The 14,479-nt window shown below is 65.4% G+C and carries 15 protein-coding genes; 11 read left to right on the top strand and 4 right to left on the bottom strand.

The window, feature by feature from the left end:
- Window positions 1-9 precede the first annotated feature (9 nt).
- Genes ACQR2C_RS18955 through ACQR2C_RS18945 form a run of 3 tightly spaced genes read left to right on the top strand, consistent with a single transcriptional unit; the run spans window position 10 to window position 2,892 of the window.
- Window positions 10-1,665 carry a nitrite/sulfite reductase gene (locus tag ACQR2C_RS18955; RefSeq protein WP_434881838.1) on the top strand — a complete coding sequence of 552 codons (1,656 nt, stop codon included), beginning with the start codon at window positions 10-12 and terminating at the stop codon, window positions 1,663-1,665.
- The gene (locus tag ACQR2C_RS18950) at window positions 1,652-2,170 is read left to right on the top strand and encodes a DUF934 domain-containing protein (RefSeq protein WP_316177277.1); all 519 of its coding nucleotides are present in this window, start codon (window positions 1,652-1,654) and stop codon (window positions 2,168-2,170) included. The genes ACQR2C_RS18955 and ACQR2C_RS18950 overlap by 14 nt, the downstream gene beginning before the upstream one ends.
- Window positions 2,167-2,892: a phosphoadenylyl-sulfate reductase gene (locus ACQR2C_RS18945; protein ID WP_434881837.1), complete on the top strand. Its 726-nt coding sequence runs from the start codon at window positions 2,167-2,169 to the stop codon at window positions 2,890-2,892. Before ACQR2C_RS18950 ends, ACQR2C_RS18945 begins: the two co-directional genes overlap by 4 nt.
- Here ACQR2C_RS18945 and ACQR2C_RS18940 read toward each other — a convergent pair.
- A complete protein-coding gene (locus ACQR2C_RS18940) occupies window positions 2,889-3,626 on the bottom strand; it encodes a hypothetical protein (RefSeq protein ID WP_316177281.1) in 738 nt (245 codons plus the stop codon). The genes ACQR2C_RS18945 and ACQR2C_RS18940 overlap by 4 nt on opposite strands.
- 152 nt (window positions 3,627-3,778) lie before the next feature.
- Between ACQR2C_RS18940 and ACQR2C_RS18935 the strand changes: the two genes are divergently transcribed.
- The 8 genes from ACQR2C_RS18935 to ACQR2C_RS18900 all read left to right on the top strand — a co-directional run bounded on the left by ACQR2C_RS18935 (window position 3,779) and on the right by ACQR2C_RS18900 (window position 11,197).
- Window positions 3,779-4,768, top strand: coding sequence for a sulfate ABC transporter substrate-binding protein (locus tag ACQR2C_RS18935; RefSeq protein WP_434881836.1), 990 nt, complete (start codon window positions 3,779-3,781; stop codon window positions 4,766-4,768).
- A 207-nt stretch (window positions 4,769-4,975) separates the two neighbouring features.
- A complete protein-coding gene (gene cysT, locus ACQR2C_RS18930; protein WP_315804737.1) occupies window positions 4,976-5,812 on the top strand; it encodes a sulfate ABC transporter permease subunit CysT in 837 nt (278 codons plus the stop codon).
- Between the two features lie 8 nt (window positions 5,813-5,820).
- On the top strand, window positions 5,821-6,729 hold the full coding sequence (gene cysW, locus ACQR2C_RS18925) for a sulfate ABC transporter permease subunit CysW (RefSeq protein ID WP_315804738.1): 909 nt from the start codon (window positions 5,821-5,823) through the stop codon (window positions 6,727-6,729).
- Window positions 6,719-7,756, top strand: a complete 1,038-nt coding sequence (locus tag ACQR2C_RS18920; RefSeq protein ID WP_315804739.1) for a sulfate/molybdate ABC transporter ATP-binding protein — start codon at window positions 6,719-6,721, stop codon at window positions 7,754-7,756. Before cysW ends, ACQR2C_RS18920 begins: the two co-directional genes overlap by 11 nt.
- Window positions 7,757-8,200: 444 nt before the next feature.
- Window positions 8,201-8,716: a CAP domain-containing protein gene (locus ACQR2C_RS18915; protein WP_434881835.1), complete on the top strand. Its 516-nt coding sequence runs from the start codon at window positions 8,201-8,203 to the stop codon at window positions 8,714-8,716.
- Window positions 8,717-8,861: 145 nt separating this feature from the next.
- A complete protein-coding gene (locus tag ACQR2C_RS18910; protein WP_316177286.1) occupies window positions 8,862-10,037 on the top strand; it encodes a patatin-like phospholipase family protein in 1,176 nt (391 codons plus the stop codon).
- Between the two features lie 4 nt (window positions 10,038-10,041).
- On the top strand, window positions 10,042-10,833 hold the full coding sequence (locus tag ACQR2C_RS18905) for a 3-hydroxybutyrate dehydrogenase (protein ID WP_315804742.1): 792 nt from the start codon (window positions 10,042-10,044) through the stop codon (window positions 10,831-10,833).
- Window positions 10,834-10,945: 112 nt separating this feature from the next.
- Entirely contained in the window at window positions 10,946-11,197 is a 252-nt protein-coding gene (locus tag ACQR2C_RS18900; protein ID WP_006614646.1) for a SemiSWEET transporter, read from the top strand.
- 15 nt (window positions 11,198-11,212) lie between these two features.
- On the opposite strand, the gene ACQR2C_RS18895 is transcribed toward ACQR2C_RS18900, so the two are convergent.
- From ACQR2C_RS18895 to ACQR2C_RS18885, 3 genes are all read right to left on the bottom strand, one after another.
- Window positions 11,213-11,872, bottom strand: a complete 660-nt coding sequence (locus ACQR2C_RS18895; protein ID WP_315804743.1) for a L,D-transpeptidase — start codon at window positions 11,870-11,872, stop codon at window positions 11,213-11,215.
- Window positions 11,873-12,045: 173 nt separating this feature from the next.
- Window positions 12,046-13,422, bottom strand: coding sequence for a lipopolysaccharide biosynthesis protein (locus ACQR2C_RS18890; RefSeq protein WP_434881834.1), 1,377 nt, complete (start codon window positions 13,420-13,422; stop codon window positions 12,046-12,048).
- 112 nt (window positions 13,423-13,534) lie between these two features.
- On the bottom strand, window positions 13,535-14,374 hold the full coding sequence (locus ACQR2C_RS18885; RefSeq protein ID WP_434881833.1) for a protein-disulfide reductase DsbD domain-containing protein: 840 nt from the start codon (window positions 14,372-14,374) through the stop codon (window positions 13,535-13,537).
- Window positions 14,375-14,479: the final 105 nt, after the last annotated feature.

The following is a 14,479-nucleotide window of genomic DNA, read 5'->3' as shown; positions in this document are numbered from 1 at the left end:
GGCCCTGTCATGTATGCTTATGACGAAATCGACCGCACTTTGGTCAACGAGCGCGTCGCCGAATTCCGCGACCAGGTGAAGCGGCGCCTCTCGGGCGAATTGTCCGAGGACGAGTTCAAGATGCTGCGGCTGCAGAACGGCGTCTATCTGCAGCTGCACGCCTACATGTACCGTGTCGCCATCCCCTATGGCACGCTGGCGTCGAACCAGCTGCGCAGGCTGGCGCATGTCGCGCGGCGCTACGATCGCGGCTATGGCCACTTCACGACGCGGCAGAACATCCAGTTCAACTGGATCAAGCTCGCCGAGCTGCCGGATGCGATGGCCGATCTGGCGGAAGTGGGCATCCAGTCGATGCAGACCTCCGGCAACAACATGCGCAACGTGACCTCCGACCAATGGGCCGGCGTCGCGCCGGGCGAGATCGAGGATCCCAGGATCTGGGCCGAGCTGCTGCGCCAGTTCACGACGCTTCATCCGGAATTCTCATTCCTGCCGCGCAAGTTCAAGATCGCGATCACGGCGTCCGAGCACGACCGCGCCGCGATCAAGATCCACGACATCGGCCTGCGGCTTCTGAAGAACGAGCAGGGCGAGACCGGCTTCGAGGTGCTGGTCGGCGGCGGCCTGGGACGCTCGCCCTTCATCGCCAAGACGGTCAAGCCGTTCGTGCACGGCCATGACATCCTGAGCTATGTCGAGGCGATCCTGCGCGTCTACAACCAGTACGGCCGCCGCGACAACATCTACAAGGCGCGCATCAAGATCCTGGTCCATGAGCTCGGCATCGAGAAGTTCGCGGCCGAGGTCGAGGAGGAGTGGCAGCAGATCCGCGACGGCGTGCTCAAGCTCGACCAGGGGATCATCGAGGACATCCGCTCGCGCTTTTTCTATCCGGCCTATGAGACGCTCCCGCACATGCCGGACGAGCTCAGGCAGGCCGCGCATGATCAGAAGTTCGAGGCCTGGCGCAAGAACTCGGTGGTCCCGCACAAGGTGCAGGGTTATGCGATCGTCACCGTGTCGCTGAAGCCGATCGGCAAGCCGCCGGGCGATGCGACCGCCGACCAGATGGATGCGCTGGCCGACATCGCCGACAAATACTCGTTCGGCGAGATCCGTGTCGGGCATGAGCAGAACCTGGCGCTGCCGCATGTCCGCAAGCGTGATCTGCCGGCGGTGTGGAAGGCGCTCGAGGCGATCGGGCTCGCCATCCCCAACGTCAATCTCGTCTCCGACATCATCGCTTGTCCGGGCCTGGACTACTGCTCGCTGGCGAACGCCCGCTCGATTCCGATCGCGCAGGAGATCACGCGGCGCTTCGCCAACCACGACACGGCGAACCTGATCGGCCGGCTGCACATCAACATCTCCGGCTGCATCAATGCCTGCGGCCACCACCATGTCGGCCATATCGGCATCCTCGGCGTCGAGAAGAACAACGAGGAATTCTATCAGATCACGATCGGCGGCCGTGCCGACGAGGGCGCCGCGCTCGGCACCCTGATCGGACCCGCGGTGCCCTATGCCGAAGTGGCCGATGTCGTCGAGGACATCGTCGAAGCCTATCTTGCGCTGCGCGCGCACCCTGAGGAGCCGTTCGTCGACACGGTGAAGCGGCTCGGGGTCGAACCATTCAGGGAGCGGGTTTATGCCACTCGTTAAGGGCGGACACATCATCGCGGACGCGTTCGTCCGCATCACCGACGATGCCGAGCTGCCGGCAGAGGGTGCGATCCTCGTCCCGGAGACGCGCTTCCTCGCCGGCCCCGACGCGCTGGTCAGCCGCGCCCCCGGCAAGCTCGGCGTGATCTGGCCGAACAATCGCGATGTCGACGATCTCGTGCCCTATCTCGACCGGCTCGCGCTGGTCGCGCTGGTGTTTCCGAGCTTTCGCGACGGCCGCGCCTATACCCAGGCGCGCCTGCTGCGCGAGCGCTATGGCTATCGCGGCGAGCTGCGCGCGACGGGCCAAGTGCTGCGCGACCAGTTCGTGTTCATGCTGCGCGCCGGCTTCGACGCCTTCGAGGTCAAGAAGCAGGCCGACGCCGAGGCCTTCACCGAGACCGTGAAGCGCTATTCGGTGTTCTACCAGCCGGCCGGCGACGGCCGGATCTCCGCGCTGCATCAGCGCCTGCAACTGCGCCATTCGGAGAGTGCCGGGCTGTGAGCACGCTGGCTGCATCGCCTTCCGTTGCGGAGATCCCAGTCGCGGCGCTCGACGCCGCGTTGCGCACCGCTGCGCCGCAGGAGATCATTGCTGCCGCTCTCGGGGCGATCGGGCGCGAGCGGCTCGCCGTGGTGTCGTCGTTCGGCACGGAGTCGGCGGCGCTGCTGAAGGTCACGGCCGATGTCGATCCGGCGATTCCGGTGATCTTCCTCGACACCGGGCACATGTTCGCAGAGACGCTCGCCTATCGCGACCAGCTGATCGAGCTCCTCGGCCTGCGCGACGTGCGCTCGATCAAGCCGGATGCCGCAGCACTGAAGCGTGAGGACGCCGACAACGAGCTGTGGTTCTCCGACCCCGACGCCTGCTGCCGGATCCGCAAAGTCGAGCCGCTGGCGCGCGCGCTGGCGCCGTTCGCCGGCTGGATCAATGGCCGCAAGCGTTTCCAGGGCGGCCTGCGTGCCGCGATTCAAGTCGTCGAGCAGGACGGCGCCCGGGCGAAGTTCAACCCGTTCGCCAATGTCACCCGCGAAGACATCGCGGACATCTATCGCTCCGCGAACCTGCCGCAGCATCCGCTCATGGCCGCCGGCTTCCGTTCGATCGGCTGCATGCCCTGCACCAGCCGCTCCGACACCGGCGAGGACGACCGCGCCGGACGCTGGCGGGGCCGCGGCAAGACGGAATGCGGCATCCACACGGTGGTGACGTCGTCGAGCTAAGAGACACCACAGGATTTCAGGACCGTCGGTAACACTTGTTCGCCGTTGTCGGCCCGGATCACAAAGGTGAAGTTGGTCACAGTGTCCGCCCATATGATCTTGTCGGCGGTCGCGCTGAGATCTGCAGAGTCAGGCGGCGCGAGATCCCAGAGCATCAATCCGGTGCCTGCGAAAGACGAGGCCTTCAGCCCCTCAACCTTGAACAGCATGACGCCGTCCTTCGCCGTCTTGCCGGGCAGATAGGTCGCAGACGCTTTCAGCGTGCGCTGCTTGGCATCCTGCAATTCCGCGGGCCTGTCCTTGAGATTGCGGAGAGGCGGAGGGACAGCACCATCGCGGTCGACGATATAGAGCGCTATGGATTGATCGAGGCAGCGCAGCATTCCCGGATATTTCTTCGTCTTTAGCCGAACGTCGATCCGGGCAACCGGGCCGCCGTCGATCTCGCCGACCCGGAAGCCGGTCCGATCGTCGGCCCGGGCGACCGTGGACATCACCAGCAGAGCGGGGAAAGCGGGCAACACGATTGTCATGATGGCCAGCTTCAGCCAGCGTGCGAGTGCGCTCCCGTCGATCACGTCCCTCGTTGCCACCGCTCTGTTCTCCTGCTGAGGTTGCCGGCTATTTTGCGAACATAAAGTGAACAATGTCAAGCCTCGCCCTGTTGCAATCTTTTCGAGATCGCGCCCTATCGTGGTCACCAGCGCGCCGATGACGGCAATGTGTCGCGGCAAAGAATGCCAATCCCGTTGCGCGGCGCTTCATAGCAAAATGCCCATGTCCTGCCGGAAACAAGAAAATCCGCTTTCGTTGACTCTGACGTGCACATCCGGCGATCTGGCGTGCGCGCCTGCAACATCGCGGGGCCTGGAAATGGAGTGCTCGAATGATGCGGCGTGTTCTGGCTGTGGTCGCGGGTCTGGCATGGGCGGGGTCGGCCTATGCTGCCGACGTGAACCTGCTCAACGTGTCCTACGATCCCACTCGCGAGCTGTATGTCGAGTTCAACAAGGCGTTCGCGGCGAGCTATCAGAAGGAGACCGGCAAGAGCGTCGAGGTCAAGCAGTCGCATGGCGGCTCCGGCGCGCAGGCCCGCAGCGTCATCGACGGGCTGCAGGCCGATGTCGTGACTCTGGCGCTTGCCTATGACATCGGCGCGATCGCCGGCAGGGGGCTGCTCGACAAGGAGTGGCAGAAGCGGCTGCCGCAGAATGCATCGCCCTACACTTCGACCATCGTTTTCCTGGTGCGCAAAGGCAATCCCAAGGGCATCAAGGACTGGGACGATCTGCTCAAGAAGGGCGTCGACGTCATCACGCCCAATCCGAAGACATCCGGCGGCGCGCGCTGGAACTACCTGGCCGCCTGGGGCTATGCGCTGAAGAAGTTCGGCTCGGCCGACAAGGCCAAGCAGTTCGTCGGCGACCTCTATCAGCACGTCCCTGTGCTCGATACCGGCGCCCGCGGCGCCACCGTGACCTTCGTGGAGCGCGGGGTCGGCGACGTTCTGCTTGCCTGGGAGAACGAGGCGCATCTGGCCCTGCGTGAGTTCGGCAAGGACAAGTTCGAGATCGTCGCGCCGCAGCTCTCCATCCTGGCCGAACCGCCAGTTGCGGTGGTCGACTCGGTGGCCGACAAGAAGGGCACGCGAAGTGTGGCTGAATCCTACCTGAAATACTGGTATACAAAGGAAGGTCAGGAAATTGCCGCACGCAACTCCTACCGTCCGCGCGATCCTGAGGTCGCGAAGAAGCATGAGGCTGACTTTGCCAAGGTCGAGCTGTTCACCATCGACGAGGTGTTCGGCGGCTGGACCAAGGCTCAGAAGGAACACTTTGCGGAAGGCGGGATCTTCGATCAAATCTACAAGAATTGATCGAATCATAGGGAACGAGTTGGTGACCGCCGGTCTGCTACGGCCTCGACGGCAAGGCAGAAAAAACGAAGGCAGTAAGCTGGTGTTGCGGCGATCTGCGACATTGCGCGTGAGACGCTGTCCCCGGTCTCGATCGACAAGACGAGACGGGGGGCCGCGGGCGGACACCGACTATCGACACTGATCATCAACGGACCAGGCCTTTTTTTGAACGTACTTGCACCACGCCGCAGCACCTTGCCGGGCTTTGGTCTCACCATGGGACTGACGCTGACCTGGCTGTCGCTGATCGTTCTGATTCCTCTGGCGGGACTGTTCGTCCGCTCGACTGATCTCAGCCTCGACCAGTTCTGGGGCATCGTCACCAGCCGGCGCACCTTGAGCGCGCTCAAGATCTCGTTCGGGCTCGCCTTCGCCGCGGCCTGCGTGAACCTGGTGATGGGCACCATCGTCGTGTGGGCGCTGGTGCGCTACCGCTTTCCGGGGCGCCGCCTGTTCGACGCGATCGTCGACGTTCCCTTTGCGCTGCCGACCGCTGTGGCGGGCGTGGCGCTGACGGCGCTGTTCACCCAGAAGGGCTGGCTCGGCGCGCCGCTCGCCGCAATGGGCATCAAGGTGGCGTTCACGCCGCTCGGCATCTTCGTTGCGATGATCTTCATCGGCATCCCCTTTGTCGTCCGCACCGTGCAGCCGGTGCTGATCGATCTTGATCCGGAGATCGAGGAGGCGGCGGCGAGCCTCGGCGCCGGGCGCTGGCAGATCGTGGCCCGCGTGATCCTGCCGAGCTTGACGCCGGCGCTGCTCACTGGCTTCGCACTCGCCTTTGCGCGCGCGGTCGGCGAGTACGGATCGGTGATCTTCATCGCCGGCAATCTGCCGAACGTCTCCGAGATCGCGCCGCTGCTGATCGTGATCCGGCTGTCCGAATTCCGCTACGCCGATGCCACCGCGATCGCGGTGGTGATGCTCGTCGTGGCGTTCCTGATCATCTTTGCCGTGAACCGGTTGCAGCGCTGGGCGCAGAGCCGGGCGCCCTTGAACTAGGACCCGACATGAGCGTGGAGATGACCCTGCAGGCGCCGTCCGTGGCATCGTCCGCGACCAGCCGGCGCGTCGCGCAGGCAGGCCGACCCGATCCGCGTACCGAGCCGCGCCTGGTCCGCATCGTCATCACGACGCTGGCATTGGCGTTCCTGTCGGTGTTCGTGGTGCTGCCGCTGATCGTCGTGTTCGTGGAAGCGTTCGGCAAGGGCATCGCGGCCTATTTCAGCGCGCTCGCCGATGCCGAGGCGTGGGACGCGATCCGCCTGACCCTGCTGGTGGCGCTGGTCTCGGTCGGAACCAATCTCGTGTTCGGCCTGTGCGCCGCCTGGGCGATCGCCAAGTTCGACTTCCCGGGCAAGACGTTCCTGATCACCCTGATCGATCTGCCGTTCTCGGTGAGCCCGGTGATCTCGGGCCTCGTGTTCGTGCTGTTGTTCGGCGCGCAGGGTTTCTTCGGTCCATGGATGCAGCGCCATGGCCTGCAGATCCTGTTCGCCTTTCCCGGCATCGCGCTCGCGACCGTGTTCGTGACGTTCCCGTTCGTCGCCCGCGCGCTGATTCCGCTGATGCAGGAGCAGGGCACGCAGGAAGAGGAGGCGGCGGTCTCGCTCGGCGCGTCCGGCCTGCAGACCTTCTTCCGCGTCACCTTACCGAACATCAAATGGGGCGTGCTGTACGGCGTGCTTCTCTGCAACGCACGTGCGATGGGCGAGTTCGGCGCCGTCTCGGTCGTGTCCGGCCACATCCGCGGCGAGACCAACACGATGCCGCTGCTGGTCGAGATTCTCTACAACGAATACCAGATGGTCGCCTCGTTCGCGATCGCCTCGCTGCTGGCGATGCTCGCGCTGATCACGCTGGTCGTCAAAACCGTCCTCGAACGGCAACTCGATGAGGGAGGTCCGCGTGACCATTGAAGTCAGGGGTGTCGTCAAGACGTTCGGCACCTTCAAGGCGCTCGACGGCGTCGATCTCAAGGTCGCTGACGGCGAATTGCTGGCGCTGCTCGGGCCGTCCGGATCGGGCAAGACGACCCTGCTGCGCATCATCGCGGGGCTGGAATGGCCCGACTCCGGCGAGATCCTGTTCGACGGAGAGAGCGCGCTCGATCGCGGCGCGCGCGAGCGCCACGTCGGCTTCGTGTTTCAGCACTACGCGCTGTTCCGGCACATGAACGTGTTCGAGAACGTCGCCTTCGGCCTGCGCGTGCAGCCGCGCCGCATCCGCAAGAGCGAGGCCGAGATCCGCGCGCGCGTGAAGGAGCTGCTCGATCTCGTCCAGCTCGACTGGCTCGCCGACCGCTATCCGAGCCAGCTCTCCGGCGGCCAGCGCCAGCGCATCGCATTGGCGCGCGCGCTCGCGATCGAGCCGCGCATCCTCCTGCTCGACGAGCCGTTCGGCGCGCTCGATGCCAAGGTACGCAAGGAGCTGCGGCAATGGCTGCGCACCCTGCATCACTCCATCAACGTCACCTCGATCTTCGTCACCCACGACCAGGAGGAGGCGCTCGAGGTCGCGCACCGCGTGGTGGTGATGGACAAGGGCCGCATCGAGCAGGTCGGCTCGCCGAGCGACGTCTATGACGCGCCGGCGACCGCCTTCGTCCACGGCTTCATCGGCGAGTCGATCATGCTGCCGGTGGAGATCACCGGCGGCGCCGTGCATCTGAACGGACGGCCGCTGGACATTGCTGCGCCTGGCGATGCCGCGGGCGCCTCCACTCTGTTCGTGCGTCGTCACGACATGCTGATCGGTCCGGCTGACAGCGGCACGCTGCATGGTGCCGTGACCCACGTCCGCAGCTTCGGCCCGGTGCAGCGCGCCGAGATCGCGCTGACGGAGGGATCCACCATCGAGATCGACGCGCCACGCGACCGCGACCTCCGCATCGGCGAACGGGTCGGATTGAAGCCACGGCACTATCGGATTTTTGCGGGCGGGTGACGACACGCTGAGCTCAGCCCCGACTATAGGTAGTTGGTCCAAGACAGTCGGCCAAACAGGAAGCCCGGCAACGTCCTAATTGGCGCAGCCGCGCGCCGTAGCCTCCGCTGTCGTCCCGGCGAACGCCGGGACCCATACCGGGTGATGTCGCAGCTAGAAACGGCTGGTCGTCCCGCCTGCCTCGAACCACTCCCTGGGGTTATGGGTCCCGGCGCGGAGGTCGGGACGACACCGGCTTTGGGGCGCCTTGCTCGTCACACGATTGGCAGGGCTAGAGAGGCTTTGTCCCACCCGGCAGGCTTGACCGCGCCGCTCTTATGGTCAACGAACCGTAACCGGCGGGAATGGCCGCAATTGTACCGACGGAACTTACCGCCGATTCACCTTTCAGCCACGGTTGATGTGCAACAACCCGCCTCTCGTATCGGCATAGGGACTGGTTCATTGAAGCATCGGGCACTCGCTTTCTTCTTGGCATTCCTGCTCGCCGGCTGCGCGGCCGAGACGCCGGTCGTGCAGGCGCCGACGATGTATGCCGACATGGCGGTCGCAGGCGCCAAGCTCGATGCTGTCGCTGCCGCGACGATGATCTCGCAATACCGCCAGAACAACGGGCTCGGCACGGTCGAGGTCGATCCCGAGCTGATGCGGCTGGCGGAGTCGCAGTCGCAGGCGATGGCCGACAAGAACAAGCTCGATCATGACGTGCGCGCCCCGCTGGCCAAGCGGCTGAACGGCGCGGGCTACGACGCCACCGTCGCGGTCGAGAACGTGTCGGCCGGCTATCACACGCTGGCGGAAGCGTTTTCCGGCTGGCGCGACTCGCCGCCCCACCGCGCCAACATGCTCAAGAGCGGTGTCACAAAAATAGGCATCGCCGCGAGCTATGCTCCGAACACCAAGTACAAGGTGTTCTGGACCATGATCCTCGCCGCGCCGGACGGCAAGAAGCCGTCATAACGGGCAGGCCCGCTCCGGGCCTGTGCAGCGGAGGCGCGCTCGACGCCGACACGCGTCCCGGTGCAGGGTGCTATCCCTGGGGGTGGATTGACGTCACCGCGAAGTGACGCCACGGTGGCGCCTTGCTTTGCTAATGACCGCAGTAATGACGCAACATCCATTTCCCCCGCTGCCTGCAACTCCAGCCGAATCGCAACGCGTGCTCGTCCTGCAGGGCGGTGGCGCGCTCGGCTCCTATCAGGCCGGCGCCTATCAGGCGCTGTGCCATTTTGATTTCGAACCGGAATGGGTTGCCGGTATCTCGATCGGCGCCATCAATGCCGCGATCATCGCCGGCAACGACCGCGAGAAACGCATCGGCCGTCTCAAGGAATTCTGGGAGATGGTGTCGTCGCCGGTGCCGTGGAAGCCGCTGCTCAATGGCGATCATCACCGCTCGGCTTTCAACGAAGTCAGCGCCGGGCTGATCGCAGCGTTCGGCGTGCCCGGCTTCTTCACGCCGCGCTTTCCGCCGGCGCCGCTGTGGCCGTCCGGAACGCCGCAATCGGTCAGCTATTACGACACCTCGCCGCTGAAGCGGACCCTGGAGCGGCTGGTGGATTTCGACCGCATCAACGATCTGAAGACGCGGCTCTCCGTCGGCGCCGTCGGCGTCACCACCGGCAATTTCACCTATTTCGACAATGTCGAATTCAGCAAGCGGGGCAAGCGGATCGGGCCCGAGCATATCATGGCGTCGGGCGCGCTGCCGCCCGGCTTCCCGCCGGTCGAGATCGATGGCGAGCACTATTGGGATGGCGGCATCGCCTCCAATACGCCGCTCGACTACGTGCTCGACATGGAAACCGATCGCGATCTCCTTATATTCCAGGTCGATCTGTTCTCCGCGCGCGGCGATCTGCCGCGAACGCTGCTGGAGGCCGCGGAGCGCGAGAAGGACATTCGCTATTCCAGCCGGACGCGGATGAACACCGACAAGAACCGCATGATCCACAACACGCGCAAGGCGCTGCGCGAGCTCTACGCCCGGCTGCCGGACGAGCTGCGCAACGATCCGTCGCTCGAGATCCTGTGCAAGGCGGCGCAGGAGAACACGGTGACGGTGGTGCACCTGATCTATCGCAGCAAGAGCTACGAGAGCTCATCGAAGGACTACGACTTCTCCCATGTCGCGATGGTCGAGCATTGGGAGGCGGGCGTGCGCGACGTCCACCAGTCGATGCGCCACAAGGACTGGCTGCAGCGGCCGCAGTCCGGCGAGACCATGGTCACCTACGATCTCACGCAGGACGGCAGTCCCGCTGCCGCCAAGAAGGAGTGAAGCAATGACGACGAATCTGAAGGGCAAGACCGCGGTCGTGACCGGCTCGACCAGCGGCATCGGGCTGGCCTATGCACGCGCCTTCGCCTCCGCCGGCGCCAACATCGTGCTCAACGGCTTCGGCGCGCCTGCCGATATCGAGAAGGAGCGGGCGGCGATCGAGAGCGACTACAAGGTCAAGGCCGTGCACTCGCCGGCGGACATGAGCAAGCCGGCCGAGATCGCCGGCATGATCGCGCTCGGCGAGACCACGTTCGGCGCGGTCGACATCCTCGTCAACAATGCCGGTATCCAGTTCGTCTCGCCGGTCGAGGACTTCCCGCCGGAGAAGTGGGAGCAGATCATCGCGATCAACCTATCCTCCGCGTTCTACGGCATCCGCGCCGCGGTGCCCGGCATGAAGAAGCGCGGCTGGGGCCGCATCATCAACACGGCGTCCGCGCACTCGCTGGTCGCCTCGCCGTTCAAGTCGGCCTATGTCTCGGCCAAGCACGGCATTGCCGGCCTGACCAAGACCGTGGCGCTCGAGCTCGCGACCTTCAAGATCACCTGCAACTGCATCTCGCCGGGCTATGTGTGGACGCCGCTGGTCGAGAAGCAGATTCCGGACACGATGAAAGCGCGCAACCTCACCAAGGAGCAGGTCATCAACGACGTGCTGCTGGCGGCGCAGCCGACCAAGGAGTTCGTGACATCCGAGCAGGTCGCGGCGCTGGCGCTGTTCCTGTGCGGTGACGATGCGGCTCAGATCACCGGCACCAATCTGTCGATCGACGGCGGCTGGACCGCGGCTTGATCGCCGCGCAAGCGCCGGACAAAGCGCCAGTTTCGCGCCGAGGCGGGTTTCGCTTCGGCGCGGTCCGTTCTACAAGCGTGCTTCTCTTGGACGCACGCCCACGGACCTCACCTTGCTGACCACCATCATCGGCCTCGGCGCCGCCACCTGCACCACATGCTCGTTCCTGCCGCAGGTCATCAAGGCCTGGCGCTCGCGCTCGACCCATGACATCTCGATGGGCATGTTCGTGCTGCAGACCACCGGCAACTCGATGTGGCTGCTGTACGGCGCGCTGATCAGCGATCTGCCGCTGGTCGTCGCCAACGCCATCACGCTCGGCCTGGTGGCGGCGATCCTCGGCTTGAAGCTGCGCTACGGCTAGCGGGACGCCAGCCGATCAGCTACGGCGCGCGAAGACGTTCGGTGTGGTGGAGGCGACGCTCTGGCCCGGAGGCAGCACGACCACGGTCGAGCCGAGCTGGACGTGGGTGTAGAGGTCGGCGACGTCGGTGTTGGTCATGCGGATGCAGCCCGACGAGATCGCCTGGCCGATATATTCGGGCTGGTTGGTGCCGTGGATGCGGTACAGGGTGTCCTTGTTGCCCTCGTACAGATAGATCGCGCGGGCGCCAAGCGGATTCGCCGGGCCGCCGGCGACGCGCTTGGGATACGGCCCGAGGCGCGCCTGGATGTCGGCGGTCGGAACCCAGTCCGGCCATTCGGCGAGCTTGCCGACCGTGGCGACGCCGGAGAATGCCATCGCCTCCTCGCCGACGGCGACGCCGTAGCGGATCGCCTTGCGGTCCGGCAGAACGTAGTACAGGAAGCGCGCATCGGTATCGACGACGATCGTGCCCGGCTGCTCCTGCCTTGTGTAGTCGACGATGTGCCGCTGGAACTGTTGCGGGATCTGCGCCTCGGCATAAGGCGCGCGCGACAGCAACTGGCGGTCGCGAGGCGTCAACGCCGCGTCCGACGTCGGCGACAGCGTCGCTTCCATGCAGCCGGCCAGCATCACGGTTCCGGCCAGCGATAGTGCGACCCCCAGTCTCGACATCTCATTCTCCCCCAGCGCGATCAAATCATGTGCCGGGAGGATCGCGCCGATATCAAGGCGCTGCACCCAACACTTGCGTGATCGTCGCGCACGGCGCGTTGCGGCGGCGCTGTGCGCGCAGTTCCGCCAAGGCGAGGCCAAGATGACGCAACAGATGCGTCAACATGGTTTCCTCAAGATGCCTTGCCGAAGGCGAGGACATGCAGCCCGAGCCGCTGCTTGACGATCCGGAACAGCAGCACGGTCTCGAACGCCAGCGACAGCGAGGTCGCGGCCGCGGCGCCGTGACCGCCGAACTGCGGCACCAGCAGGATGCAGAGCACGAGGTTCATGACGAAGGCCGCCGCATAGGCCATCGCGCAGGCGCGCTGCTGGCCCAGCATGTTCAAGAGCCGCTCGACCGGTCCGATCGCGGCGCGCACGACGAGGCCGATCGCGGCGATGAACATGATGTCGTAGCCGGCGGTGAACTGCGCGCCGAACAGAAACAGCAGCGGCTTGCCGAGCGCGAGCAGCACCAGCGTCGCCGCGAGCGACGGCCAGAACGTCCACTTGATGGCATGCGCGACGTAGGCCGACAGCCGCACCTTGTCGCCGAGCGCGTGATATTCGGCGAAGCGATGCGCCGTCGTCGCCGACATCGCGTAGTGGATGAACGACACCAGCGCGAGCGTCTTCACCACCGCGAAATAGATGCCGACCTCCTCGGAAGAGCGGAACTGCTGCAGCACCAGCACGTCGGTGTAGGACAGCAGCAGATAGAAGCTCTCGACCAGGAGGATCGGCAGCGAGATCGCGAGCCAGCCGCGCAGATCATATTGCTTGGGTCCCGGCGCGATGTGGCGGCGGAGCCTGTCGTTCAGCACCAGCATCTGGCCGAGCATCGCGAGCCACACCGCGGCCGCGCTCGCGGCCATCGCCGCGGTGGCGCCGAGATCGAGACCGAGCACGACGGCGCCGGCGGTGAAGCCGATGATCAGCGTCTGGCGGATGATGAATTGCGGCATCAGCCCGAGCGTCATCCAGTCGTGCGAGCGGGCGATGCCGTCCTGGGTGTTGGCGACGACGAAGGCGGGCAGGGTGAGACAGCCGATATAGAGCGGCATGCGCTCGCCGGCGTCGATCCAGGGCGACAGCAGCGCGACCAGGCCGGCGAGCAGCAGCGCGGCAGCCATGGAGGTCGCCAAGGTCAGCCAGCGTCCGCCGGAGAGGAAGCCGCGCAGCAGCGCCTGCTGGCCCGAGGTGCGGTAGTCCGGAATGATCTTCTGCGCCGAGGAGGCGATGCCGACATCGAGCATGCTGCCGAGCAGCAGCACCCAGGTCCAGACATAGACGTAGGTGCCGTAGTCCGAGCCGCCCATCCAGCGCGCGAGCAGTATCTGGCTGAGATAGGCCAGGCCGGCGCTGAGCACGCGGATCAGGAAGATGGTGCCGGCGAGGCGGCGCGTCAGCGATGCCTCGCCGCTGCCGCCGAGCGCGGCCAAGCGCGCCTTCAGGCGGGCCGCGAGGCCGGTCGGTGCGGGGTCATTGCGGGCATCCATCACGGCCACGGCGGGGGTCCGGCTCCACGGCCGCGCGGATGGCGGCGATGGTCCTCCCTATCAACGCAACGTTAAGATTGAGTTGGACCGGCGCCGCGTCGGTCGCGCGGCGCACCAGCCGTCACGGCAGAGTGAAATTGAACTCGTAAGACTTGTCGGGGCCGACCAGCGTGAATTTCAGCGCCGCGCCGTCCGGCTTCACCCCCGGCGGAACGCCGTCGAGCTCGAAGGCGAAGCGCTTGATGCCCGGCATGCCGCTGTCGCGCACGGTCGGGATCGGCAGCGCCCAGTCGGGCGTCGGACCCTCGACATAGAGCTGGACGCTGCGCGGATCGGCGACGGCGACGTCGACGACGACGTCCTTCTGGCCGTCGCGCTTGACGTCGCGGATCGTCAAGGGATTGGCATCGCCGACAGTGGCCGGCTTCGGCACCGTGTCGAGGGCCGCCGAGAGCGTCGTATCTTCGGTGCTGGCGACGCTGGTGAAGGCGAGCTCGGCCTTTGCCTCGACGGGAATGCAGATCTTCTCGCAAACCGCGTAGCTGATGTCGGCGCGCAGGGTCATCGGCTTGTCGGGGGTCTTGGCGACGATGCGCAGCGGCAGCACGACCTGATCATGATAGCCGAGCGAGTGTCCACCGGCGCCGTCATCGAACTTTGTCGGCGCGGGCCACAGAACCGTCACCGCTTCGACGTTCTCCGACTTGGAAAAGTCGAAACGTGGCGGCACGCCGGAATCGCCGGGCGTCCGCCAATAGGTCTTCCATCCCGGCTGCAGCGCAAGGGCGATGCCGCCCAGCATGACCGGACCGCTGCGCGAGCCCGCGAGCAGGCGCACCGCGGAGTGGCTGTCGCGCTGCCAGGGCGAGGAATCCTGCGCCTGCGCGCCGAACGCAAGGCAGGATGATACGACGGTCGCGACCAGCAGTGTGGCAGAGTGGTGAGGAACCAAGGCGGACATGAGACGTCTTTAGAGTGCGGTTCGGGCGCAAACCATTGAAATGCTTGTGAGCAGATTTCCTCGCGAGGACCTGAACCTTGATTGACAGATGCGCATCCCAATATC

This window comes from Bradyrhizobium sp. HKCCYLRH3061, assembly GCF_051168015.1.
Taxonomy (GTDB): Bacteria; Pseudomonadota; Alphaproteobacteria; order Rhizobiales; family Xanthobacteraceae; genus Bradyrhizobium.
The sequence above is the reverse complement of the archived record's forward strand: the minus strand, read 5'-3'. Positions and strand labels throughout refer to the sequence as shown.

Excerpts from the sequence above, each read along its gene's own strand:
- ACQR2C_RS18905 (WP_315804742.1), top strand. The coding sequence starts at position 10,042 with ATGACGACGAATCTGAAGGGCAAGACCGCGGTCGTGACCGGCTCGACC.
- ACQR2C_RS18950 (WP_316177277.1), top strand. The coding sequence starts at position 1,652 with ATGCCACTCGTTAAGGGCGGACACATCATCGCGGACGCGTTCGTCCGC.
- ACQR2C_RS18955 (WP_434881838.1), top strand. The coding sequence starts at position 10 with ATGTATGCTTATGACGAAATCGACCGCACTTTGGTCAACGAGCGCGTC.
- ACQR2C_RS18935 (WP_434881836.1), top strand. The coding sequence starts at position 3,779 with ATGATGCGGCGTGTTCTGGCTGTGGTCGCGGGTCTGGCATGGGCGGGG.
- ACQR2C_RS18885 (WP_434881833.1), bottom strand. The coding sequence starts at position 14,374 with ATGTCCGCCTTGGTTCCTCACCACTCTGCCACACTGCTGGTCGCGACC.
- ACQR2C_RS18910 (WP_316177286.1), top strand. The coding sequence starts at position 8,862 with ATGACGCAACATCCATTTCCCCCGCTGCCTGCAACTCCAGCCGAATCG.
- ACQR2C_RS18895 (WP_315804743.1), bottom strand. The coding sequence starts at position 11,872 with ATGTCGAGACTGGGGGTCGCACTATCGCTGGCCGGAACCGTGATGCTG.
- cysW (WP_315804738.1), top strand. The coding sequence starts at position 5,821 with ATGAGCGTGGAGATGACCCTGCAGGCGCCGTCCGTGGCATCGTCCGCG.